Origin of the sequence: Adhaeribacter aerolatus (assembly GCF_007991635.1) — a bacterium.
In the GTDB taxonomy this organism is placed as follows: Bacteria; Bacteroidota; Bacteroidia; order Cytophagales; family Hymenobacteraceae; genus Adhaeribacter; species Adhaeribacter aerolatus.
In genome coordinates this window covers 1-22415 of sequence record NZ_BJYS01000021.1, presented here as the reverse complement: position 1 = coordinate 22415, position 22415 = coordinate 1, and the positions used below count along the sequence as shown (strand labels likewise).

The window sequence follows — 22415 nt, the reverse complement described above, 5'->3', positions numbered from 1 at the left end:
ACTTCTTTAAAAACTTAGAAGGAAATATTTAAACCACCCGTTATCATTTTATTATTCGGATATTCAATAAGGCCGGCCCGGGTAATATTCCGTTCCGGATCGCCTAATTTGAAATCCGAAATAGTTAAATAATTTTGGGCGTTTACATACACTTTTATCATTTGTACCCAGCGCTGCGGAATGGTATAACCTAACTGGATATTTTTCAGACGCAGATAAGAAGCATCCTGAATCCAGAAACTGGAAGTCTGGAAGTTTTGCGGATAACCGGTGGAGGTGGTTAACCGGGGTAAACGGGCATTGGGATTTTCCGGCGTCCAGGAATCAGTTAACCATTCTTGGGTTACCCCGGCACCGTTCCGGTAAGGCTGAGCCAAATTCCCATTAACGTACGTATCAACATCCTGCACCCCCTGAATAATAGCGCTAAAATCGAAGCCTTTAAATGCGGCACCCAGGTTTAAGCTATAGTTATACTTGGGCACACTGTTGCCAATGACCACCCGGTCGCCGTTATCAATAATTTTGTCGCCGTTTATATCGCGGTATTTTATATCACCGGGTTTCGTAGCGCCGGTTCCTTGCTTCGCGTGGGCTGTTATTTCATCCTGGTTCTGGAAAATACCTTCGGCTTGTAACCCGTAGAACGACCGGAATGGATAACCGGTGGTAGTAATGGTCTGCTCGAAGAAGATAGGTGCTACATTCGTTTTCTCAACTATATTTTTAACATAAGTAGCATTGGCCCCAATATTATAGCTAAAATCACCCACTTTATCGCGGAAACCTAGTGTAATTTCGATACCATTATTAGAAACACTACCAATATTACGAATCGGTCCGGTTAAATCGCCTACCTGGCCCGGCACCGGAATTTGCAATAAAATATCTTCGGTCTTTTTGTCGAAATATTCCAACTCGGCGGTTAAACGGTTGTTCAGGAAGCCAAAATCCAAACCAATATTAGTCATGATAGTGGTTTCCCAGGAAATATTCGGGTCGGCTACAGCACTGAGCGCCGCACCACTAACCACGTTGGTGCCAAACGAATAAGGATAGAAACTAATTGGCGCCACGTAAGAAAACAAAGCGATGCGCTGGTTACCTAATTTACCCCACGAAGCTCTTAACTTCAGGTTATTCAGGAAACCAATATCTTGCATAAAGTCTTCTTCTTTAATATTCCAGCCGGCAGAAAAGGAAGGGAATAAACCCCATTGATTGCCAACCCGGAAACGGGAAGAACCATCGTAACGCACATTGGCTTCCGCTAAATATTTTCCTTTAAAATTATAGTTAACCCGGCCGAAGTAAGACATTAAAGCCGATCGGGAAGAAGTACCATTAACCACCGGAGAAGAAGAACCGGCATTAATTTCGGTTAACTGATTATCTAAAAAGCCCTGAATAGCGGCACTAAAGCTTTTATCTTCAAAGGTTTCGATACTAAAACCAGCTAAAGCAGACACTTCGTTTTCACCAAATTTCTGGTTCCAGGTCAGCGTATGGAAATTGGTTAAGTTTAAATCACTGATGCTAAACTCTCTTACCATGCGGGCCGGCACATTACCCATGGGCGTTATAACGCCATCTTTCGGGTTTTTAAGCATAATCTGGGGATTGGCATATTTACGCAGATTATAACCCACGTTAACCGCCCCGGTTATTTTATAAGTAAGATTATGAGGCAGCGATATTTCGGCAAATAAATTAGAAAGCCCCCGGAACGCGGCATCCCGCTTATAGCCTTCGTAAGCCAAGGCATAGGTATTCCGGAATACGTTATGGCCCGGCACCCGAAACCATTGGTCAGCATAAGAACCATCTTCATTCACCGGTACCTGCATGGGTAGCCCCCGGTAGAGCAAACCCATTAAACCGCCTTCGCCATTTTCGTCGTTAGAGGTATAAGAGCTTTCCTGGTTATTCCACAACGTACCGCTGATGGTTCCGCCAACTTTAAGCCACTTCTTAATTTCAGAAGATAAATTGGTGTTAACGGTATATCTTTTAGCCCCGGAATTAAGTAAAATGCCTTCCTGATCTAGGTAGCCTAAAGATAGCGAGAAAAGGCCTTTTTCGGTACCACCGGAGAACCGCAGCGCATGTTCCTGAATTTGCGCATCCTGGTACATCACATCGAACCAGTTGGTATTAGCATAAACATAGGGGTCACCGTTTGCTATCCCGTTCCGGTACTCCTCTATAAAAGCTGCCGTATATTCAAGTGGTCGACCTTCGTTGGTTAAAGCCCGGTTTTTACCTTCCATGTAATCAATGGAATTCGAAACCACATCGGGTACGAAAGTAGGGTTTTGTACCCCGTGGTAAAAATTATAACTAACCTGCGATTTACCTTTAACGCCTTTTTTAGTTGTTACCAGAACCACCCCGTTAGCGGCGCGCGAGCCATAAATAGCAGCAGAAGCGGCATCTTTTAATACGGTAATACTTTCAATATCATTCGGATTTACCGAACCTAAAGGAAACTCTACGCCGTCTACTAAAACCAACGGGTTACTATCGTTAAGCGTGCCAATGCCCCGGATCCGGATAGCAGCAGCATCGGCGCCCGGCCGGCCACTTGCCTGGTTTACATAAATGCCGGGTGTGCCTTGTAAGGCCTGGGTAGAGTTCGTAATGGGCCGGTTAGCCAAAGCTTCGGCATTAATAGTACTAACCGCACCCGTTAAATTACTTTTCTTTTGGGTACCGTAGCCTACCACCACCACTTCTTCCAATGTTTTGGCATCGGGCACCAGCGAAATATTTACGGTGGTACGGTTATTTAAAGGCACTTCCTGTGTCTGATAACCAATAAAAGAAACTACCAGCGTATTAGCTTCCGCAGGGACATTCAGTGAAAAATTACCGCTAGGGTCGGTAGCAGTTCCGATATTGGTTCCTTTTACCATTACAGTTACACCCGGCAAAGCTACGTTAGCCTCGCCGGAAACTTTTCCTTTTACCGTAAGACTTTGGGCTTGGGCAACAGATAACACGTGCCAGGTAATCAGCATCAGGTATAAATACCGCTGCTTTTTAAGTAAAATGTGTAGCATAGTTTAGTATTTGTAGTGAAGTTAAAAATATAGTAATAGAAAATCTTTCCTGGAGCTTCCCCCTGCTGGCCGGTTTAAAGCTGTTAAATCCGGAATTTGCTTTTGCTCCCTGTCTTTGCTTTCCAACCACTTTCATCTAAGCATCCAAAAATTAACTTTTGTTTCTTTTTATTTCGTTTCAAAATAAATTAATATCAACATCAAAACAAAGAGAAATAAATATTATATAAAATTTAAACTCAGCAACCTAAAACCTTAAATATTCTTAACTTATATAATAAATATTTTAAACGTATTCAAAAAAATCAATCGAAATAGCAACTGATGCTCGCTATTAATCTTAAAAGAAAGTCTTTAAAATCTAATAGAATATCAACTCCTTACTAAACATGTATAAAAGCATAAACTTAATTCCTTTTTCTTTCCTTTATTACTTGTAAATATTAGGAACAAAACTTTCTGTAAACTATTAAAATTACCCAAATGAATCTAGCCGAATATTTAATGCAGCCAGCGGTTAACACGTACTTGGCTTTAACTAAAAGCAAAAATTTTATTACCCAGTTATTTATTTATATTTCTCTCTTAAAATATTTATTTATTGAAAAATTTGCATTTTATAAAAAAATTATACTATCTTGAACTAACCGTTTTCTACACCCTGATTTTGTACCGCAGAAATATGCAACCTCAATAATATTTATACTTTAAGCTCTCGAGGAGGAGAGGCAGCATGAGTAAGGTTAGAAATATTTTACAAAAAAAAGGAAATCTGGTATTTTCCATCAGCCCCAACGACACCGTATTTAATGGGCTGGAACTCATGGTTGAAAATAACCTGGGAGCCCTCCTGGTAGTAGATAACGGCCATTTTATTGGTATTTTTACCGAACGCGATTATGCCCGCAAAGTTATATTACGGGGAAAAGCCTCCAAAGAGACCCTGGTAAGAGAAATCATGAGCGAGCACCCGGCCACGGTTACGCCCGATACCACCATAGAAGATTGTATGAAAATAATGACCAGCACCAGCGGCGGCACCATCCGGCATTTACCGGTATTAGAAAAAGGTGAATTGGCCGGCCTGATTTCGATGGGCGATGTGGTGCGGTTTATTATGGACGAACAAAGAATCATTATCGAAGATTTAGAACATTATATTTCCGGTCGCTGATTATTTTATATAAATCAGTGTGTCTTAATATATTACCACTTTTATGATATAACCAAAATCCAAACGATTCCCGGGAGGGGAATCTGTTTTGAGCACCACCACAAGCAGTCCTTTATTTTGGCCTTTATTATTTTACGCGGCTATTGTCTTTAGCCTGGTAGGCGTTATTTTGATCGTTTCTTATGTGTTGGGCGGCCGGCATAACGAACGAGCTACCAACGAACCTTACGAAGGCGGCATTGTCAGTACCGGCTCGGCACGTCTCCGCTTTTCCTCGCAGTTTTACCTCATAGCCATGCTCTTCGTCATCTTCGATGTCGAAACGGTTTTTATCTTGTCCTGGGCCATTGCTTTTCAGGAACTGGGCTGGTACGGCTACATTGGGGTGCTGGTATTTATTGCTATTTTGGTAGTGGTGCTAATATACGAATGGCGCAACGGAGCCCTGGATTTTGGCCCGGACGGCCAGAAAATATTGCAAGCCTACAAGAAGCTAACCCTTAAAGACAAACCGCATGAAATGGTGGCTAAGTAAACCCGATACTCCGGCCAATACGGTAAAAGGTACCGGGTCTTTTGAGGAAACCGTACAACAAAGCATCATGCTGAGTTCGGTACAAAGCTTGGTAGCCTGGGGCCGGAAAAATTCGATGTGGCCCTTTCACTTTGGGTTATCCTGCTGCTTTGTGGAAATGGCCACCAGCATGACGCCTAAATACGATTTGGCCCGTTTTGGCGCCGAAGTAATCCGGGGTACTCCCCGCGAAGCCGACGTGATGATTATTGCGGGTACGGTATTTATAAAAATGGCGCCCATTATTAAAAGGCTGCACGAGCAAATGATGGAGCCCCGCTGGGTTATTTCGATGGGTTCCTGCGCCAACTCCGGCGGCATGTACGATATATATAGTGTGGTGCAGGGTGTTGATAAATTTTTACCCGTTGATTTGTATGTACCGGGCTGCCCACCCCGCCCCGATGCTTTTATGGAAGGTTTGGTACTGTTGTCGGAATCGGTGGGTAAAGAAAAAAGGCCGCTTAGTTGGACCGTAGGGGAACAGGGGATTATTAGGCCGGAGAAAATAGATGTAAAAGCCCGAAAAGAGGAATACAGGCAGCAAATGACCGAATTCCGCTCACCTGATGAAGTATAACAGATTCATATTGAACTTTAAAGTTGTGACATAGAACTAACTGTAAACATTTTTCAACATAAAGATTATTTATGGAAAAACATGTAGAAACCACAACTTTCGGTTCACGATTCAGTCAAATTGCTTGGGTAGTAAAAGATATTCTAGCTTCAGAAAAGTTTTTTAGAGAAGTTTTAGGAGTATTAAACTTTGCGAAGATGGAAAACATCCGAGCAGAAGAAACAGAAGGTACTTATAAAGGGAAACCGGGAAACTATACTTTTCATCTTTATATGGCATATTCAGGTGATACTCTTCTGGAGTTAATTCAACCGGTTTCTGGTCAAAGTATTTACCAGGATTTCCTCGAAAAACATCCGGAAGGGGGCGTACAGCATATTGCTTTTACAGTATTAGAAGAGGGATTCAATAAAGCTGTTTCGGAATTAAGTAATAAAGGCTATTCTGTAATTCAAGGTTTAACCCTGCCGGTGGCTAAAGTAGCCTACTTTGACACTTATAAAGAAATTGGGGTTGCTACTGAAATAATTGGCGTTACCAATGCCGGAGTTGAGTTTGTAAGGCAATTAAAGGATGGAGTAGTTCAGGTTTAATCAAGGCTTACACCAGATTTTAATATAAATATTCTTTTAAAATATTAGCGCCGAAATATTACAGCGGCGAGCTTCCTGGTTATGTCCAAGATTCAACTGGTTTTAACCGGGTAGACCAATATATTTTCCTAATAAAATAATTAATTCTTGCATTAACTATCACGAGCGGAACGCTTGCGATAGCCTGTACAAAAATAAAATTAGAAGCTGGGAATAATAATTCTGCCACGGCAACATAGAAAGACAAATTATAGCTAATTAAAAGCTATTGGAACCAACGGAAATACCTCAAACCGCCACATGACTTTATAGAAAAATCAGAGAAAAGATAAAGCCCGAAAGGACTCCGGAACATGAAAAGTAACCGTGTTATATTGGAGCAATTGCAGTCGCGTTTTAGTGATGCTACTTTCACCGAACAGACCACCAAGGATGAAATCCTCACCCTCTGGATTCCTTTGGGCCAGGTGCAAAAAATTCTCCGGTACCTGAAATACGAAATATTCAGTCCTTTTACTTTTCTCTACGATTTAACCGCGGTAGATGAAAGAACCCGTAACCGGAGCACCAACCACGTACCGCAGGCGGACTTTACCTTGGTTTACCACCTTTTTTCTTACACCGGCAATTGCTTTATCCGAATTAAAGTTGGTTTGTTCGGGGAATATCCGTCGGCTCCCAGTATTACCAGTTTATGGGCTAATGCCAACTGGTACGAGCGCGAAGTATTCGATTTATTCGGTATTAAATTCGAAGGGCACCCGCACCTGGCCCGCATCCTAATGCCCCGCACCTGGGAAGGCCACCCGCTCCGCAAAGAACACCCTGCCCGCGCTACTGAAATGGGACCATTCCGGTTGTGGGATGAAAAAGAAGACCGCGAACAGGAAGCTTTATTATTTAAGCCCGAAGAGTGGGGTTTGGAGCGCCAGAGCGAAGACAGCGATTTCATGTTTATGAATATTGGGCCGCAGCACCCCGGCACCCACGGCGTACTGCGCATTATTCTGCAGCTAGACGGCGAAGATATTGTGGATGCGGTACCGGAAATTGGCTTCCACCACCGGGGTGCCGAAAAAATGGGCGAACGTCAATCCTGGCATACCTACATTCCTTACACCGACCGGGTAGATTATCTGGGTGGCGTCATGAACAACCTGGCTTATTTATTGGCCGTGGAGAAACTGGCCGGCATTGAAGTGCCGGAACGGGTAAAAGTAATCCGGGTAATGATGTGCGAATTCTTCCGGATTGCCAGTCACCTGGTTTGGTACGGTACCTTTGCCCAGGATTTAGGCCAGCTCTCCCCCGTTTTCTACATGTTCTCCGACCGCGAAAAAGTATTTCAGGTAGTAGAAGCGGTTTGCGGCGGGCGCATGCACCCCAACTGGTTCCGGATTGGCGGCCTGTCGCAAGATTTGCCCAAAGGCTGGGAAACTTTGGTGCAAAGCTTCCTGGATTATTTCCCGAAACGGCTGAAAGAGTACGATGCCATGGTATTAAAAAACAGCCTGTTTAAAGCCCGCACCAAAGGCATTGGCATTTTTACCCTGGAGGAAGCCATTGAATGGGGCGTAACCGGCGCTAACCTGCGGGCCTGCGGCTCCGACTGGGATTTCCGTAAAAAACGCCCTTACTCCGGTTACGAATTCTTCGATTTTGATATTCCTACCGGCCAGAACGGCGATTGCTATGATAGAGCGCTGGTGCGGGTAGAAGAAATGCGGCAAAGCCTGCGCATCATCGAGCAATGCCTGAAACACATGCCCGAAGGTCCTTATAAAGCCGACCATCCGCTTACTACCCCCCCCCTGAAAAAACACACGATGCAGGATATTGAAACCCTCATTACCCACTTTTTAAATGTAAGCTGGGGGCCGGTTATTCCGGCCGGGGAAGCCATGAGTTGCATCGAAGCTACCAAAGGCGCCAACAGTTATTATTTAATCAGCGATGGCAATACCTCGCCTTACCGGGCCCGGATTCGCACCCCATCCTTCCCGCACATGCAAATGCTGCCCTATATCACCCGCGGCTATACCGTGGCCGATTTACTATCCATACTCGGTGCCATGGACTACGTGCTAGCCGATATCGACCGATAATTTAATTGATATAAAAAGCACTCTTAAACCAAAAATAAAAAGGACTGCTAAAAAGAACAATTCAACAATTCAACAATTCAACAATTCAACAATTCAACAATTCAACAATTCAACAATAAAAAAATGTTAACCGCCGAAGAAGTATCCCAGATAGAGCATGAAATCAGTTTGGTGCCGGTCCGGAAGGCAGCTGGTATTGAAGCCCTGAAAATTGTGCAGCAGCACCGGGGCTGGGTATCCGACGAGTCCTTGAAAGATACTGCCGCTTTCCTGGGTGTTTCGGCGGAGGAACTGGACAGCGTGGCAACCTTTTATAACCTTATTTTCCGGCAACCGGTGGGCCGGCACGTGATTCTGCTCTGCGACAGCATCAGCTGCTGGGTAATGGGTTACGAAAAAATACGGGAGCACCTGATGCAAAAGCTGGGCATTAAATACGGCCAAACCACGCCCGACGGCCGCTTCACGCTGCTGCCCAATGTATGCCTGGGCACCTGCGATTGCGCCCCGGCCCTGATGGTGGGCCCCGATTTGTACCAGAATGTTACGCCCGAGGAATTAGACGAAATATTAAGCAGATATAATTAGAACGAGAATAAATAAAGCCCAGGCTCCTGACCTATGGAAAAGCCCCTGACCCAACATATTACCCCCGACCGAAAACCGCTCAGCTTAAAAGAGTATGAGCAGGTGGGTGGCTACCGGGCGGTACATAAAATATTAAAAGAACTAACCCCGGAAGGTGTAACCAACCTGGTGAAGGACTCTAATTTGCGGGGGCGCGGCGGGGCGGGCTTTAATACGGGGTTAAAATGGAGCTTTGTACCCATGGGGCCGGAGGTACCGCGGCCGAAATATTTAGTAGCCAATGCCGACGAAATGGAGCCCGGCACATTTAAAGACCGCATTTTATTAGAAGGCAATCCGCACCAGTTAATCGAGGGCATGATTGTAGCCTCTTACGCCATTCAGGCCGATATTTCCTACGTTTTTCTGCGCTGGGCCTACAAGAAGGCTGCCCAGGAAATTACGAAAGCCATAAACGAAGCTTATGCGGCCGGTTACCTGGGCCAGAATATTCTGGGATCGGGCTACAGCCTGGAAATGCACCTGCATACCGGTGTTGGCCGTTACATGTGCGGCGAAGAAACTGCTTTGTTAAATGCCCTGGAAGGCAAACGGGCCACGCCCCGGGCCAAACCACCCTTTCCGCAGGTAAGCGGTTTATTTGGCAAACCCACTATTGTAAACAATGTAGAAACCCTTTGCTGTTTGCCCCACATTGTAAATAACGGCGCGGCCTGGTTTAAAGGCTTAAGCCGCACCGGCGATGCGGGCACCAAAATTTACGGCGTCAGCGGCAAAGTAAATAAACCGGGTGCCTGGGAATTACCCATGGGTGTTACGGTGCGGGAACTGATAGAAGAATACGCCGGCGGCATGAAGAATGGCTACCGTTTTAAAGGTGCCTTGCCGGGCGGCGCCTCCACCGATTTCCTTGTGGAAGAGCACCTCGATACGCCGATGGATTATCCGTCCATTGCCGCCGTCGGCAGCCGCATGGGTACCGGCACCATGATTATCCTCGACGATCACACCTGCCCCGTGGGCTTTGTGCACAACCTGCAGCACTTTTTCGCGCAGGAATCCTGCGGCTTTTGTACCCCGTGCCGCGAAGGACTGCCCTGGGTAGAAAAAATATTGCTTTCGCTGGACCGCGGCGAAGGTAAACCCGAAGACATACAGTTACTTAATTTTCATACCAAAGCTTTAGGCCCCGGCAACACATTTTGTGCGCTGGCCCCCGGAGCAATGGAACCCCTGCAGAGCGCCCTGAAATATTTCGGGGAGGATTTTGAACGGCACATCAACGAAAAACAATGTCCCTGGAAGTAGGCAATGGCTACTATTTATATTGATAATGTACCCTACGAGGTAAAACCTGGCAAAAATTTACTGGAGGCCTGCCTCACGCTGGGCATTAATCTTCCCTATTTCTGCTGGCACCCGGCCATGGGCTCGGTGGGAGCTTGCCGCCAGTGCGCGGTAAAAGTTTTTAAAGACGAAGACGATACCAAAGGCCGGCTGATTATGTCGTGCATGGAACCGGTGCGGGATAATATCCGGCTCTCCGTGGATGAGCCGGAGGCGAAGGAGTTCCGGGAGCACGTTATCGAGTGGCTCATGACCAACCATCCGCACGATTGCGCCGTTTGCGACGAAGGTGGTTCTTGCCATTTACAGGACATGACCGTAATGACCGGCCACAATTACCGGCGCTACGAGTACAAAAAACGCACCTACCAGAATCAATATTTAGGACCGTTCCTGAACCACGAAATGAACCGCTGCATCCAGTGCTACCGGTGCGTGCGGTTTTATAAAGATTATGCCGGCGGCCACGACCTGGACGTGTTTGCCGCCCATAACCACGTGTACTTTGGCCGCCACGAAAACGGCGTTTTGGAAAATGAGTTCAGCGGCAACCTGGCCGAGGTCTGCCCCACCGGAGTGTTCACCGATAAAACCCTGAAACAGCATTATACCCGCAAGTGGGATTTAACTATGGCTCCCTCGGTGTGCCAGCATTGTAGCCTGGGTTGTAATATTTCGGCTGGTGAGCGTTACGGTTCGCTGCGGCAAATAACCAGCCGGTACAACGGCGAAGTAAACGGGTATTTTATTTGCGACCGCGGGCGTTTTGGTTATGAATTTGTAAACAGCCCAGCGCGCATCCGGAAAGCGCTAGTACGCACCCACCTCCCCGAAGCAGTTACCAAAGATGTTGCGCTACAGGAAATATGGGGTGAATTAAGGCAGGCACGGATAATTGGCATTGGCTCTCCGCGGGCTTCCCTCGAATCGAACTTTGCCCTGAAAGCTTTGGTGGGCGAAGAAAACTTTCACGTGGGCGAATCGGAGAACGATCATGACTTGGTTGATTTAAGTCTGAAAATATTACAGGACACCCCGGCACGGGTAATTAGCATGCGGGAAGCGGAATCGGCCGATGCTGTTTTTATTCTGGGCGAAGACCTGACCAATACCGCACCCATGCTGGCCCTATTCGTCAGGCAGTCGGTACGGCAAAAGCCCCTGGAACAGGTGGTGCAGGCTTCCATTCCGCTGTGGCAGGATGCTGCCGCCCGGGAGTTGGTGCAGGATCAGACCGGTCCCTTGTTTATTGCCTCCATAGCGGCTACCAAGCTCGATGAAGTAGCCACCGCTATCTGCCACGCTTCGCCGGATGCGATTGCCCGCCTGGGTTTTTCCGTTGCCAGTTTAATCAGCCAGCAATCGCCGGCGGTACTGCATCTTTTGGAAGAGGAACAGGCCATGGCTCATCAGATAAGCCAGGCTTTGCTGGCGGCCAAAAAACCATTAATTATTTCGGGTTGCTCCAGTGGCAGCGAAGCCGTACTCAAAGCTGCTGCCAACATAGCCGCTGCTTTAGCCGAAAAAAATGGCGGAACCGGCATTATGTTAACGGTACCCGAGTGCAACAGCCTGGGATTAGCCATGCTGGGCGGCCACAAACTGGAGTCGGCTTTCGAAGCCATTCAGAACAACTATGCCGATGCGGTCATCATCCTGGAAAATAATCTTTACCGGGTTGCCGATAAAAGCGTAGTGGAAAATTTTCTGGCTAAAGCCAAACAGGTAATTGTACTGGACCACCTGCACCAAGCCACCACCGATAAAGCCACCATTGTTTTACCGGCCGGTACCTTTGCCGAGGCCGATGGCACGCTGGTAAACAATGAAGGCCGGGCCCAGCGGTTTTACCAGGTATATCCTAATCCTGAAGATATTCAGGAAAGCTGGCGCTGGTTAATTCAGATAGGCAAAGCTTTGCGTAATCCCAGCCTGACCAACTGGGAAAACCTGGATGATATAACGGCAGCCCTGGCAGAAGCCGACCAGCAATTTAAAGGCCTGGAAGCAGTAGCGCCACCCGCCGGATTCCGGATTGCCGGGCAGAAAATACCCCGTGAGTCGCACCGTTACAGCGGCCGCACCGCCATGCTGGCCAACCATAACGTAAGCGAACCCAAACCACCCGAAGATCCGGATGCTCCCTTATCGTTTACCATGGAAGGCTACCGCGGACAGCCCCCTTCCTCTATTATTCCTTTTTTCTGGTCGCCGGGTTGGAACTCCATGCAGTCGGTTCATAAATACCAGGAAGAAGTAGGCGGGCACCTGCGCCACGGCGACCCCGGTGTCCGGTTAATAAATCAGCCTGGGGCAAGTTTCCATTATTATGCCGAAGTGCCGGAAGATTTTAAACCGCTGCACCATCATTTATTTCTGGTGCCCCTTTACCATATTTTTGGCAGCGAAGAACTGAGTATTATCTCGCCGGGTATTGCCGAAAGAGCGCCGGATCCTTATGTGGCCATTTGCACCGAGGATGCTAGAGCATTCCAGCTGGAAGCAGGTAAGGTTCTGGAGTTTGCGGTGAATAAGCAGATTTTCCGGTTGCCGGTAAAAATTAATGATGATATAACCAAAGGCACCGCCGGTTTACCCCTGGGTTTACCGGGCGTGCCCTACGAAGAAATACCCGCCTGGGCCCAAATCTTTAAACAAGAAACAACATGGAAGCATCAGCCCCAAATTATTTCCTGATTGTAGGTGGTGTACTGTTCGTGATGATGAACGTAGCCGCCGGACTCATCTGGGTAGAGCGCCGCATGCTGGCGCTGTGGCAGGACCGCTACGGTCCTAACCGGGCCGGACCTTTCGGGCTGTTTATTGTGCTGGCCGATACGCTGAAGCTTTTGTTTAAAGAAGATTGGATACCACCTTTTGCCGACAAAGTGGTTTTTGTGCTGGCTCCGGCTATTGTAATGGTAACCGTGCTGCTGAGCTTTGTAATTATTCCGTTTGCTCCGGGTATTGTGGTGGCCGACCTGAATATTGGCATCTTATTCTTCCTGGCCATGTCGTCGATGGGCGCATACAGTATTATTCTGGGTGGCTGGGCATCTAATAATAAATATGCCTTGCTGGGGGCCATGCGCGGGGCTGCCCAAATGATTTCCTACGAAGTTTTCATGGGTTTGGCCTTAATGGGCGTGGTGCTGTTATCCGGCTCTTTTAACATACGGGAGATTGTGGAAGCCCAGCGGGGCATGTGGTTTGTGGTGCCCCAAGTAATCGGTTTTGTTATTTTCTTTATTGCCGGCGTAGCCGAAACTCACCGCCTGCCCTTCGATATACCCGAAGCCGAAAGCGAACTGATTGCGGGTTTCCACTCCGAATATTCAGGCATGAAATTCGGGATTTTCTTTGTGGGGGAATATTTGGGCATTACGCTTATATCGTGCATGGTAGTAGCGCTATACTTTGGCGGCTGGCTGGGTCCGGCTTTCCTGCCCCCGGTGGTTTGGTTTGCCTTAAAAACTTTTGTTTTCATCAGCATATTTATTCTGTTGCGGGCATCTTTACCCCGCCCCCGCTACGACCAGTTAATGGAATTCGGCTGGAAAATATTACTGCCCTTAACCCTGGTAAACCTGCTGGTAACTGCGGCTATTGTGTTATTGCAGAATGGTAATTAATATAGGGTAGTTAGTAGCAAGACAGTATTCAAAAGAAATAAACAATAAAATATCAGATACCTGATACTTACTACCAGATACCTGATACTAAATAAAAAAGAAAGGAGCTGATATGTTTAGTATTTTACGTAGTATGGGCCTCACGTTTCTGCACGCGTTTCATAAGCGCGATACCATCCAGTACCCGGAAGAGAAAGCCAAATTATTTCCGCGCTGGCGGGGTCGCATTGTACTTACCCGAGACCCCGATATGGGCGAACGCTGCGTAGGTTGTTACCTTTGTGCGGCTGCCTGCCCCGTAGATTGTATTTCGCTGCAAGCTACCGAGGACGAAACCGGCCGCCGCTACCCCGAATTTTTCCGGATTAATTTTTCGCGCTGCATTTTCTGTGGTTTCTGTGAAGAAGCTTGTCCTACCTATGCCATTCAACTCATACCTGACTTCGAAATGGCTGAATATAACCGCCAGAACCTGGTTTATGAGAAAAAGGATTTACTCATCGATAGCCAGGGCAAATATCCTGGTTACAATTATTATAAAGTAGCGGGCATGGCTATTGGGGGCAAAGGAAAAGGCGAAGCCATTAATGAGAACCCGCCGGTAGATGTAAAAAGCTTAATTCCTTAATCCGATGGAACTGACTTTCTACCTGGCCGCTGCTGTTGCCATTATCGCTACTATCCTGGTAGTAACCCAATACAACCTTATTCATGCCCTGCTTTACCTGGTGGTTTCTTTTATGGCCATTGCCGTCGTTTTCTTTACGCTGGGAGCACCCTTTATGGCTGCGCTCGAAATTATTATTTACGCCGGGGCCATTGTGGTACTTATCATTTTCGTGATTATGATGCTGAACCTGACCCACGAAGATGTGCAGCACGAAAAAGAATGGCTGAAGCCCAGCGTCTGGATTGGGCCGGCCGTGCTGTCGTTAATATTGCTCGCTGAGTTGGCCTATATTTTTATGGCGTCCGAAACATCTGCAGTTGCCACGCAACCAGTAGAAGCCAAAGCCGTGGGTATGGCCCTTTTCGGGCCTTATATTCTGGGGGTTGAATTAAGTGGTATGCTTTTGATGGCAGGTATTGTGGGAGCTTATCACCTGGGCCGGCAAAAGAAAAAAATTGTTCACCGCTTTTTAGAAAGGACCGAAGCATGAATACCATACCCATGGAACAAGGTTTATTACTGGCCGGCATCCTTTTCATTATTGGTTTAATTAGTGTGCTCATCCGGCGCAATATTATTTTCATGCTGATATCCGTGGAAATAATGCTGAATGCGGCCGGGCTGGCCTTTATTGTAGCCGGTGCCCGTTGGATACAACCCGAAGGCCAGGTTATGTTCATCTTCATCATCACGATGGCCGCCGCCGAAGTTTCGGTTGGGCTGGCTTTAATCCTGCAGCTCTATCATAATTTAAAAACCCTCGACAGCGATGCGGCTAATGTAATGAACGGATAATTATGGAAAATCTACTCTGGTTAGTTCCTGCTTTGCCCTTTGCCGGTGCCCTTATCCTGATTCTTACCGGCACCCGCCTCTCCCGCGCCCTGGTATCGGTGGTAGGCGTAGGCAGTTTAGGCGTATCCGCATTAATTACCTTAATTCTGGGTAGTCAGTTTTTGTCGTCGGGCCCTACCGAGCCGGTGTACCATCAGGTAGTCTGGCAATGGTTTAGTGTGGCTGGTTTTAGTCCGGGCATTGCTTTCCACCTCGATGCATTATCGATGGTTTTCATTTTCGTAATCACCTTTGTTGGCTTTCTCATTCACCTGTACTCCACGGCTTACATGGCCGATGACGATGGATTTGCCCGCTTTTTTGCCTACATGAATTTGTTTGTAGGCTCTATGCTGGTGCTGGTGCTGGCCGATAATCTTTTATTGTTATACCTGGGCTGGGAAGGCGTGGGCTTGTGCAGTTACCTGCTGATTGGCTTCTGGTACAAAGAACCGGCTAATGGCTATGCGGCCCGCAAAGCTTTTATTATTACCCGGGTCGGCGATACGGCTATGGCTATCGGGTTGTTTATGCTCTTTCAGCTATTTGGTACGCTGCACATCCAAACCATTGCGGCCGAAGCGCCCCAAACCTGGGCGGTAGGTTCCCAGGCAGCCGTCATTATCTCCTTTTTATTACTTGGCGGCGCCGTAGGTAAATCTGGGCAGTTACCGCTGCAAACCTGGTTGCCGGACGCTATGGCCGGCCCCACCCCCGTGAGTGCGCTTATCCACGCGGCTACCATGGTTACGGCGGGCGTTTACCTGATTACCCGCATGCATGTAATATTTGAGTTAGCGCCGGTAGCGATGCTTACAGTAGCCATAATCGGCGCCATAACTTTATTATTGGCCGGTTGCGCTGCCCTTACCCAATCGGACCTAAAACGAGTATTGGCTTACTCCACCATCAGCCAGATTGGCTACATGTTTCTGGCTTTGGGTGTAGGTGCCTGGTCGGCCGGTATCTTTCATTTTATGATTCATGCCTTTTTCAAAGCCCTGCTTTTCTTAAGTGCAGGCGCCATTATTATTTCGCTGCACCACGAGCAGAATATGTTCCGAATGGGCGGCCTGCACAAATTATTGCCAGCCGTTTTCTGGACCTTCCTGATTGGCTCCGCCTCGCTGGCGGCCTTACCTTTAATAACGGCCGGTTTCTACAGCAAAGACCAAATATTATGGTATGCCCTGGCCGGGGAGCGGGGGAACACCTGGTTGTACGCCGCTGGGCTCGCGGGTGCTTTTATTACCTCTATTTATACTTTCCGGATGGTTTTTATTACGTTCTACGGCGATCCCAAGACCCACGTGGCGCATCCACCCGGCCCAATCATTACGGTGCCGCTAATAATTTTGGCGGTGCTCTCGCTGGTTGGGGGTTTTATAGAATTACCGCATAATTTCGGGCACGTGGTATTATTCTCCGACTTCCTGACGCCCATGCTGCCGGCCATTCATGCCAATGAAGCTATAGTTAACTCGGAGTGGATGTTTCAGTTAGTAGCGGCAGTAGTTTCACTGAGCGGTGTTTACCTGGCGTACGTATTTTACCTCCAAAAACCAGCATTGCAAACCAATCTGGAGCAATCGGGTTTAGCCATGGCTATTCACCGGTTCTGGTATTCCGGCTGGGGCTTTGATAAATTATATGATACCCTTTTTGTGCGACCATTTGTATTCCTGGCTACTGTTAACAAAAACGATTTTATAGATAAAATATACGCGGCGCTGGCAGCACTCGCGCGCGGCCTTAACCAGGGCTTAGCCCGAACCCAAAGCGGCATTTTGCGCTGGTACATGATGGGCGTGGTAGTGGGGGCGCTTCTAATAATCACCTTAAGTTTACTGCCATGATACTAGCCTTGCTCATTGTTTTGCTGATGGTTGGGGGTATATTAGCCTGGGTAGCCGGACGGTTTAACGCTAACTTTTCCCGGTGGATTGCCTTGCTCACTACGCTGGCGAGTTTTTTGCTTACTATTTCACTTTGGCTAAATAACCCAACTACCACGGTTAAAGCCACCAACTGGATGATGCGCTACGAGGTGCCCTGGGTGCCGCAATGGGGTGTTAGTTTTTCGCTGGCGCTCGATGGTTTGAGTTTACTCATGCTGCTGCTCACCTTCTTCCTAGGTTTATTGGCAATCCTGGTTTCGTGGCGCGAAATAAAAACCAAAGTGGGCTTTTTTCATTTTAATATTTTGTGGGTGCTGGCGGGTATCTCAGGGGTATTCCTCACCATGGATTTATTTTTGTTTTACTTTTTCTGGGAAGTTATGCTGATACCCATGTACTTCCTGATTGGTATCTGGGGCCACGCCAATCGGATGTACGCGGCTTATAAATTTTTCATCTTTACCCAGGCTAGCGGGCTTTTAATGCTACTTTCTATTCTGGGCTTGTACTTTATTCACGGGGCAAACACTGGCACATACACCTTTAATTATTTCGATTTATTAGGCACTACTTTTCCCCCGAATATTGGTCCGTGGTTGATGGCAGGTTTCCTGATGGCTTTCCTGGTAAAACTGCCCGTAGTGCCGTTCCACTCCTGGCTACCCGATGCCCACTCCGAAGCGCCCACGGCCGGTAGCGTTATCTTGGCCGGTTTGCTGTTAAAAACGGGGGCTTACGGCTTGCTGCGCTTTGTTATTCCTTTATTTCCGGATGCCGCCCAGTCTTTCGCTCCTTGGGCTATGCTGCTGGGTGTGGTGGGCATTTTATACGGCGCTATCCTGGCTTTCTCCCAAACCGACCTGAAACGGCTGATTGCCTACACCAGCGTCAGCCACATGGGTTTTGTAATATTAGGTGTGTTTTCTTTTAACGAATGGGCTTTTCAGGGAGTGGTGATGCAAATGATTACCCATGGCATCAGCACCGGTGCTTTATTTATAATGGCCGGCTTCCTCTACGAGCGCCTGCACACCCGCGACATCCGGCAAATGGGTGGCTTCTGGCCGGCTATTCCGAAGATGGGCGTTTTTGCTTTAGTTTTTGCGATGGCCTCTTTGGGCTTACCCGGTTTAGGCAATTTTATTGCGGAGTTCTTAACGCTGGTAGGTAGTTGGCAGGCCAACAATCTCCTGACCATTTTTGCTACGATTGGTTTGGTGGCAGCCACGGTTTATTCGCTCCGGATTTTGCAAAAAGTATTCCTGGGCAAAAATAAAACGGAACACCCATTAACCGATTTTTCTTTCCGGGAAGTGCTTATTGCTTTGCCTTTGGTTCTGGCTATTCTTTGGCTGGGCTTATATCCCCAACCCGTGCTGGACCGGGCCAAACCTTCGGTAGATGAGCAACTGGAAGCTTATAAAAAACCGACCATTAAACCCGAAACACCGGCCCAAGTGACGATGCAAACCCTACCCGCTGATACAGTAAGTTTACTCAATACGAAAGGAGGAATTCATGCGCTTAAGTGATTTATATTTTCTGATGCCGCTGCTCATTTTGGTAGGAGCTGCTACCCTGAACATGCTGGTAGTGGCGGTAAAACGAAACCACAAAATTATCTTCGGCATCACCATCGTGGCGCACCTGGTAGCCGTTTTCACGCTTTTGCAGCTTAATGGCAGTTCTTATCAGATTCCGCCTTTTTTTGTAATGGATGGCTGGGGAATATTTAACCTGGGTCTGATATTACTTACCTCCTTGTTTGTCACCCTGCTGTCGTATGCTTATTTTGAGCAGCGCGAAGAACGCAAAGAAGAGTATTACCTGTTGCTAATTCTAGCTACCCTTGGCGCTTGCGTATTGGTTATCAGCCAGCATTTTATGGCGCTTTTCCTGGGGCTTGAAGTATTAAGCGTAGCCCTGTATTCGCTTATTGCTTACCTGCGTACCCGCGAACGCTCCGACGAAGCCGGCATTAAATATTTAATTTTGGCAGCCTTGTCCTCGGCGTTTTTATTATTCGGGATGGCCTTGGTTTATGCCGTTACCGGCACCATGTCTTTCCCCGAAATTGGCGTTTATCTGAAATCTGTTACGGAATTGCCGCTGCTGCTGCTTACCGGTTTTGGGCTGATGATAGTAGGCATTGGGTTTAAGCTGGGCATTGTACCTTTTCACATGTGGGCTCCCGATGTGTACGAAGGCGCGCCCGCACCCGTAACGGCTTTTATTGCCACCGTTTCCAAAGGCGGTATGATGGGCCTCTTGATTCGGTTCTTCTCCCAGGCCGATGCTTACCGCTACGCAAACCTGATGCTGATATTTACCATTATTGCCATTGCCTCCATGCTGGCGGGCAATTTACTGGCCCTCCGGCAGCACAATATTAAACGGCTGCTGGCTTATTCTTCCATTGCCCATTTGGGTTATATACTGGTAGCCTTCTTAGCCGGTAATCGCTTGGGTGTGGAGGCGGTTAGTTTTTACCTGGTAGCCTATTTTATTACCAGTATGGGTGCATTTGGGGTGGTAGCACTCTTATCCGATACCGAACGCGACGCTGACCAGCTGGAAGATTATCGCGGATTATTCTGGCGTCGGCCGGCTACGGCGGCCATATTCACCGCTATGCTGCTTTCTTTAGCCGGCATTCCGCTCACGGCGGGCTTCGTGGGTAAGTTTTATATTCTGGCTTCCGGCGTAAATACCCAGCAGTGGCTATTAGTGTTGATGCTCGTGCTGAACAGTGTGATAGGTTTATATTATTATATAAAAGTAATTGCGGCTATGTTTGCCCAAACCGAAGCTACTACAGAACGGCGCAAAGTATTGCATCCGGCTTTATCCTTCGCCAGTGGTGCCACCATGGCTATTCTGGCTTTGCTAATGGTTTGGATTGGCGTTTATCCTACCAGTCTGGTCCAACTTATCCGGGGCTTGCTGGCTACTTTTATGACTACTTTTTAGCTTAGAGTTAGCTTCTTTGCGCTGAGATAGGATTAAGGCCTCCTTTGAATAATCAAATCAGTTAAACACATTGATTATTTTTCAAGCCATATAACATATATTCTTTATTCCACAAAAAATTTCAGTAATGGCTTTTCCCAGAAGGAGAAACATTTGGGGTACTATTATCTCTCTTTTCAGGCAGCCCACCACGCCTCCTGCACCTAGCAATTCAATGACCATTAAAGAATTAAAGGAATATAAAGCCCGCCTTTACAATTCTTTATCAAGGGATTTAGCCGAATTTGAGAAGAACTTTCTTTTTATTTCGACTGGTACCCTGGCTTTTTCTATAACCTTTATCAAAGATATTGTTAAAATAGAAACTGCTATTTATTTACAATTGCTTTTTACCAGTTGGGGATTTATTACACTTGCAACGGGTATTATGATGTTTACCTTTATCAGATCTGCTTATGCCAGTGATAAATTGTGGTTTGCCGTTGATACTTTTCAGATTCAGCAAAATAAATTTAACGATGCTGATACCATAACCCAGGCAGAAGCGACAACTATCAAATCGCAGACAAATACCATTTTAAAAAGCAGCAAAGTTATATTAAGGAGACTTCGATACTTGGCAATTGCCTGTTTTATTTTAGGGCTTATATTTTTCGGGTATTTTACCGGAGTAAATATTTACCAGGAGAATCAAAAGTCCCCGAATAAAAAGAAGAATGGGCTTATTATAAACTTCAACTCAAAAACAAAGCAATTTAACATAAACGATATAAAATTTACCATAAAGGATAGTTCTATAATAATTCAATAATTATAATAATTCTATAAAAAGATGGTGACTCCGGACAATTCTAACGAAGAAAATAAAGCATTAAAGCTAGTACAAGAAGCAGCGGAAAGGGCGGCCAGAGAAGCTCAAGAAGCTGCTGAAAAGGCGTCTGAAGCGGCTAGAGCAGCGGAAAAAGCCGCTGAAAGCGCCTCAAGAATTGCTAAAGAATTAGACAATTTCGATACCGGTTCTTTAGAACAAGGTAGCGCTGTTGAAGATGCACCAGCCGGTGACCCAGATGGGCTATGGTAATTCAATTTTTAATTATGTGCGAAATAACAGACAATTTAAATTGAAATGAAAATAGGTATTCTGGGGACCGGAATGGTTGGAACAACCATTGGTTCTAAGCTTATAAAATTAAATCACGAGGTTAAATTAGGCAGCCGTGCCGCCGATAACCCTAAGGCCATTGAATGGGTAAAGCAAGCCGGGGCAAACGCCTCGCAAGGTACATTTACCGATGCTGCCGCTTTTGGCGAAATAATTTTTAACTGCACCAAAGGCGATGCTTCGCTGGCCGCTTTGCAACAAGCCGGCGCCGCAAACCTGGCCGGTAAAATATTGCTTGATGTAGCAAATCCGCTGGATTTTTCCAGAGGCATGCCCCCCACGCTCATTCCGGAGTTTGCCAATACTACTTCGCTGGGCGAAGAAATTCAGAAAGCTTTTCCGGAAACCAAAGTAGTTAAAACGCTGAATACCGTAAACTGCAATTTAATGGTAGATGCCTCTTTAGTAGCCGGAGAGCACGATTTGTTTATTTGCGGCAACGATAAAGCTGCTAAGGAGCGCGTAATACAAATGTTACAGCAAGATTTTAACTGGACTTCTATTATTGATTTAGGCGATATTACCAATGCGCGGGCCACCGAAATGATATTACCCTTGTGGGTGCGCTTGTACGGCTATTTACAAACGCCGAACTTTAATTTAAAAGTGGTTTCCTGACCTAGATGGCAGACAAACTGCTGCGGGTAAAATCAGGGAAGGATTAGATATAGAAAGTTAATGCTTGCTCCGAGAAATCATATATCTTTCAGAGAGTAAATATTCCTGGAACAAGCCGACTTTCTATTCAAACATCATGTAGTTGATCCGGCGCTCGGCCCGATCAGCAATCTTTTGGTAGTCCTGATCTTTTACTTTATTGGCTTCTACCGATTCCAGGTATCTTAAAATTGCTGAGCAATCGGTTATTTCGTACTGATCAAAATTCTCGATTCTGATAGGAAAGGCAGGGGCTTCTTTTTCTTTCTTCATGGTTCCTATTCTCCTTAATTTTATCCTATAAATTTAATCAAATCAGGCCAGAAAGAGTGCCTGTTATGCCCTTAAATCAGTATTGAACGAATCAAATTAAGTATCTACTTCAATTTTCTCTTTAAGTAGTTTCACCTTCATTACGTAGTAATTCTGAGAAATTATAGAATTTAATTAAGGAAATACATTTTTTTACAGGAACAATAGAGAAATTAAGCTAATGACTTCGTTGGCTTTGAAACAGGTCGGTCTAAACTAAATTTCATGTCGTCTCTCTACTAGTGCTTCACCAAACT

At 46.6% G+C, this 22415-nt stretch carries 20 protein-coding genes; 18 read left to right on the top strand and 2 right to left on the bottom strand.

The annotated features are described in order from the left end of the window. Positions 1 to 14: 14 nt before the first annotated feature. Positions 15 to 3062 carry a SusC/RagA family TonB-linked outer membrane protein gene (locus AAE02nite_RS14355; RefSeq protein WP_146898635.1) on the bottom strand — a complete coding sequence of 1016 codons (3048 nt, stop codon included), beginning with the start codon at positions 3060 to 3062 and terminating at the stop codon, positions 15 to 17. 733 nt (positions 3063 to 3795) lie between these two features. Between AAE02nite_RS14355 and AAE02nite_RS14350 the strand changes: the two genes are divergently transcribed. From AAE02nite_RS14350 to AAE02nite_RS14265, 18 genes are all read left to right on the top strand, one after another. After that, complete coding sequence (locus tag AAE02nite_RS14350) at positions 3796 to 4236, top strand: CBS domain-containing protein (protein WP_146898632.1); 441 nt, start codon at positions 3796 to 3798, stop codon at positions 4234 to 4236. Between the two features lie 88 nt (positions 4237 to 4324). After that, positions 4325 to 4771 carry an NADH-quinone oxidoreductase subunit A gene (locus tag AAE02nite_RS14345; protein ID WP_146898629.1) on the top strand — a complete coding sequence of 149 codons (447 nt, stop codon included), beginning with the start codon at positions 4325 to 4327 and terminating at the stop codon, positions 4769 to 4771. Further along, positions 4752 to 5390, top strand: a complete 639-nt coding sequence (locus AAE02nite_RS14340) for an NADH-quinone oxidoreductase subunit B (protein ID WP_146898626.1) — start codon at positions 4752 to 4754, stop codon at positions 5388 to 5390. Before AAE02nite_RS14345 ends, AAE02nite_RS14340 begins: the two co-directional genes overlap by 20 nt. 71 nt (positions 5391 to 5461) lie before the next feature. Next, entirely contained in the window at positions 5462 to 5983 is a 522-nt protein-coding gene (locus AAE02nite_RS14335; protein ID WP_146898622.1) for a VOC family protein, read from the top strand. 353 nt (positions 5984 to 6336) lie between these two features. Beyond that, positions 6337 to 8088 carry an NADH-quinone oxidoreductase subunit C/D gene (gene nuoC / locus AAE02nite_RS14330; RefSeq protein ID WP_146898618.1) on the top strand — a complete coding sequence of 584 codons (1752 nt, stop codon included), beginning with the start codon at positions 6337 to 6339 and terminating at the stop codon, positions 8086 to 8088. A 123-nt stretch (positions 8089 to 8211) separates the two neighbouring features. Further along, positions 8212 to 8676: an NADH-quinone oxidoreductase subunit NuoE gene (gene nuoE, locus AAE02nite_RS14325; RefSeq protein ID WP_146898614.1), complete on the top strand. Its 465-nt coding sequence runs from the start codon at positions 8212 to 8214 to the stop codon at positions 8674 to 8676. Between the two features lie 33 nt (positions 8677 to 8709). Then, positions 8710 to 9984, top strand: a complete 1275-nt coding sequence (gene nuoF / locus AAE02nite_RS14320) for an NADH-quinone oxidoreductase subunit NuoF (protein WP_146898610.1) — start codon at positions 8710 to 8712, stop codon at positions 9982 to 9984. A 3-nt stretch (positions 9985 to 9987) separates the two neighbouring features. Beyond that, a complete protein-coding gene (gene nuoG / locus AAE02nite_RS14315; protein WP_146898605.1) occupies positions 9988 to 12720 on the top strand; it encodes an NADH-quinone oxidoreductase subunit NuoG in 2733 nt (910 codons plus the stop codon). Further along, positions 12690 to 13655 (top strand): NADH-quinone oxidoreductase subunit NuoH, encoded by a 966-nt coding sequence (gene nuoH / locus AAE02nite_RS14310; RefSeq protein WP_146898602.1) that lies wholly within the window; start codon positions 12690 to 12692, stop codon positions 13653 to 13655. Before nuoG ends, nuoH begins: the two co-directional genes overlap by 31 nt. A gap of 112 nt (positions 13656 to 13767) precedes the next feature. Beyond that, positions 13768 to 14283 (top strand): NADH-quinone oxidoreductase subunit NuoI, encoded by a 516-nt coding sequence (nuoI, locus tag AAE02nite_RS14305; protein ID WP_146898598.1) that lies wholly within the window; start codon positions 13768 to 13770, stop codon positions 14281 to 14283. A 4-nt stretch (positions 14284 to 14287) separates the two neighbouring features. Continuing rightward, positions 14288 to 14815 (top strand): NADH-quinone oxidoreductase subunit J, encoded by a 528-nt coding sequence (nuoJ, locus tag AAE02nite_RS14300; RefSeq protein ID WP_146898595.1) that lies wholly within the window; start codon positions 14288 to 14290, stop codon positions 14813 to 14815. Beyond that, a complete protein-coding gene (gene nuoK, locus AAE02nite_RS14295) occupies positions 14812 to 15120 on the top strand; it encodes an NADH-quinone oxidoreductase subunit NuoK (protein ID WP_146898592.1) in 309 nt (102 codons plus the stop codon). The genes nuoJ and nuoK overlap by 4 nt, the downstream gene beginning before the upstream one ends. A gap of 2 nt (positions 15121 to 15122) precedes the next feature. Further along, complete coding sequence (gene nuoL, locus AAE02nite_RS14290; RefSeq protein ID WP_146898589.1) at positions 15123 to 17015, top strand: NADH-quinone oxidoreductase subunit L; 1893 nt, start codon at positions 15123 to 15125, stop codon at positions 17013 to 17015. Beyond that, positions 17012 to 18589, top strand: a complete 1578-nt coding sequence (nuoM, locus tag AAE02nite_RS14285) for an NADH-quinone oxidoreductase subunit M (RefSeq protein WP_146898586.1) — start codon at positions 17012 to 17014, stop codon at positions 18587 to 18589. Before nuoL ends, nuoM begins: the two co-directional genes overlap by 4 nt. Continuing rightward, entirely contained in the window at positions 18576 to 20027 is a 1452-nt protein-coding gene (locus AAE02nite_RS14280) for an NADH-quinone oxidoreductase subunit N (RefSeq protein ID WP_146898583.1), read from the top strand. The genes nuoM and AAE02nite_RS14280 overlap by 14 nt, the downstream gene beginning before the upstream one ends. A 214-nt stretch (positions 20028 to 20241) precedes the next feature. Continuing rightward, positions 20242 to 20838, top strand: a complete 597-nt coding sequence (locus AAE02nite_RS14275) for a hypothetical protein (RefSeq protein ID WP_146898580.1) — start codon at positions 20242 to 20244, stop codon at positions 20836 to 20838. 21 nt (positions 20839 to 20859) lie between these two features. After that, complete coding sequence (locus AAE02nite_RS14270; protein WP_146898577.1) at positions 20860 to 21108, top strand: hypothetical protein; 249 nt, start codon at positions 20860 to 20862, stop codon at positions 21106 to 21108. A gap of 45 nt (positions 21109 to 21153) precedes the next feature. Next, a complete protein-coding gene (locus AAE02nite_RS14265; RefSeq protein ID WP_146898574.1) occupies positions 21154 to 21807 on the top strand; it encodes an NADPH-dependent F420 reductase in 654 nt (217 codons plus the stop codon). A gap of 123 nt (positions 21808 to 21930) precedes the next feature. Here AAE02nite_RS14265 and AAE02nite_RS14260 read toward each other — a convergent pair whose 3' ends face one another. After that, a complete protein-coding gene (locus AAE02nite_RS14260) occupies positions 21931 to 22119 on the bottom strand; it encodes a hypothetical protein (RefSeq protein WP_146898571.1) in 189 nt (62 codons plus the stop codon). Positions 22120 to 22415 lie beyond the last annotated feature (296 nt).